We start from the raw sequence: 2,672 nt of genomic DNA on the forward strand, positions 1-2,672 counted from the left end.
ATGCCAGCATCACCGGAAGCGGCCTGCTAACCACGTCATTGGTGCCGAGTGAGCAGACAGTCACTATTACGGCCAGCTACACCTTTGCGAATGTGACAAGGACAGCGCAAAAGACAATGACAATCACAAACATCCCTGAATCGAATCGTCCCCCTCAACAACCGACCATTATATCTCCTTATGATGGGCAACCGGACGTTTCCTTAACGCCGGAATTGTACGCTGGCCAGTTTTTTGACCCGGATGGAGACGCTCACGGACGCACGAGATGGGAAATTAGCAGCAAAGAGAATGATTTTTCGGAAGGCACGCTTGTCTTTGCTGCAGATTCCGAGTCTCATCTGACTTCATTGATTATTCCTCGATCTGTTTTGGATGAAGAAACGACTTACTATTGGAGACTCAGGTTTTTTGACAACCAAAATAGTGGATCAGAGTGGTCAGATATTTACTCATTCAAAACACTTTTCACCGGAAATGACGTGGAGCCAACGAACGGCATACCTGATAATCAAGAGGTTGACGCTACGGTGGACCTGGATGGCAATGGGACCCCTGATGTCAATCAAGGTGATATCAAATGTGTCAACACGGTGGTAGGAGAAGGACAGATAGGCGTGAAGGCAGACCCAAGCGTTGTTTCCATTGAAGCAGTCAAGTCCATTGATCCGGAGACTCTTCCTCATACGGCGGAAATGCCGGACGAAATACCATTGGGAGTCATCAGTTTTAAATTGAGAGTTCTCAATCCCGGTGATAGTGCAGAGGTGACCGTATATCTATCCGAGGCTGCGCCCGATGGCGCTCAATGGTATAAGTATGACTCTGTCAATGGCTGGCAGGCAGATCAATTAACAATATTATCCGTATTCAGTGGTGACAGGAAATCTGTTACCTTGTTACTTGAAGACGGTGATTATGGTGATGCCGACGGGGTGCAAAACTGCATCATCGTTGACCCTGGCGGCATCGGCCTGACCTATTCATCCTCATCCGCAGACAACGGTGCCGACAGTGGTGGCGCTGGAGGCGGAAGCGGCGGCGGCGGATGCTTCATTTCCACCATTGCGTCAGAGTTGTGTTCGGTCGGTCAAGCCAATTGACTCCCCGTCCTGCGGTCTAGCGTGGATAGATTGACCGGGAAACCGGTCAATCTCAAACCCCCAAACGAAAGAAATCCCTTTACAAAAAGCGTGGAACCGTATATATGGACAATTGTTTCGGAACACCTAGATGTATAGCTGGAGTGTAAAGGGATAGGAGTATGGGTCGCAAAAGCCTGCTAAAATCCACGAAAAAAAAGTCTGTGAAACCAAAAGAAGTAGCCGGTTCACAAGAGGCCGAGAGAAAAAAGGCCATCTTGGATGGGGTGCAACTTCTCTCTGACTCGGTCAAAGCCACCTTGGAAAAGGTAGGGCTTGCCCAATCTACCTATTACAGGTGGTTGCAACGATACAAGGCCGAAGGTATGGACGGGTTGAATATGGGAAGCCCTGTTTCTGACAAGTTGTGGAAACGGTTCAGTGGGCTGAAAAAGAAACAAGAAGAACAAGCGCGTGCTGATAGCAAATTAAAGGCAGAGGAGAAACGGAAAATGAAAAGCGAGAAAGAGAACGAAAGGATTAGGAAGCTCCTCTTCAAGCGGTTTGATGAGGGGCCATCAAAACCAGGCGCGGAAAAAGAGAGGGCTCCCGAGCCTGCTAAACCCAAGGCTCGAACGGAAGCGCCTTCTCCGCCGTCTTATACACCTCCACCTGAAGAGCCCATGGATAAGACCTTGAAGTACGCAATAGGCGCTTTTGCATTCGTGTTGGCCATTCTTCTGATGTCTAGTGTGTCGAATTCGAACAAGTTCTATTTCAAACACAACAAGCAGATGATTGAGGTCTGGCAAGGCAGGTTTGCCCCTATGGGGGAAACCCGAGTGGCTAGCTTTTCTGATTCAAAGATCCTTGAGGGTTTGCCAGAGCAAGAGTTTTACACAAGAAAACAGGCATATGGTGTTCTTTCCGATTATCTGGTAGGACGAGCTGACGATATCCTGAATACAGGCCGGACGCCAGATCTTTCGGCTGTCCGGTCATATCTTACGCATGCCTCCAAATACGCACTTTCTGACTCAGAAAAGCACGCGATTCGGATGCGTTTGAATAGCATTACTTTCTTGGTGTTATGCGGAAAAGCAAACCTTGCTCTCAGCAAGGGGGCCATGTCAGATTTTGAGACGGCCAAAGGCTACTTGGCTGAAGCCATTCCTTTTGCCTCAACGGATATTCAAAAAGATATGATCACCAAAAGGCTGGCAGCGATCGAGTACGCCATGGCCTCAAGCAAGATCAGCAAGGGGGAAAAACAACTCGCAGTTCAATATCGAGAAGCCATGGATCGGCACCTCAAGAGGGCTAAGGAATATGACCCGGAGAAGTCCAAGGAGATAGACCAGGAGATGGTCAAGATAAAGAAATGGCTAAACGAGTTTGATAAGAAACACGTCGGAGGACGACGCTAACTGCGGGAAAAATGATGCTATGAAGGGCGGGGCAAAAACCCCGCCCTTTTTTATTCGCTTTCGCCGGAATACCCTGCAGCGCACCGTCGCCCAAGCTATGGCGCGTCGGCGACTTGCTGCAAGGATGACACGCGGCGCAAGCGCCTGCGCTGCGCGAAGGCAA

At 49.3% G+C, this 2,672-nt stretch carries 2 protein-coding genes; both read left to right on the forward strand.

The genetic code is table 11. From position 1 onward, the window contains the following. Positions 1–1,103 (forward strand): hypothetical protein (locus JW883_13865; protein ID MBN1843352.1); only part of this gene is annotated, 1,103 nt, incomplete at its 5' end. A gap of 203 nt (positions 1,104–1,306) precedes the next feature. After that, on the forward strand, positions 1,307–2,509 hold the full coding sequence (locus JW883_13870; GenBank protein MBN1843353.1) for a helix-turn-helix domain-containing protein: 1,203 nt from the start codon (positions 1,307–1,309) through the stop codon (positions 2,507–2,509). The last annotated feature ends 163 nt before the right edge of the window (positions 2,510–2,672 follow it).

It is taken from the genome of Deltaproteobacteria bacterium (genome assembly GCA_016930875.1).
Taxonomy (GTDB): Bacteria; Desulfobacterota; Desulfobacteria; order Desulfobacterales.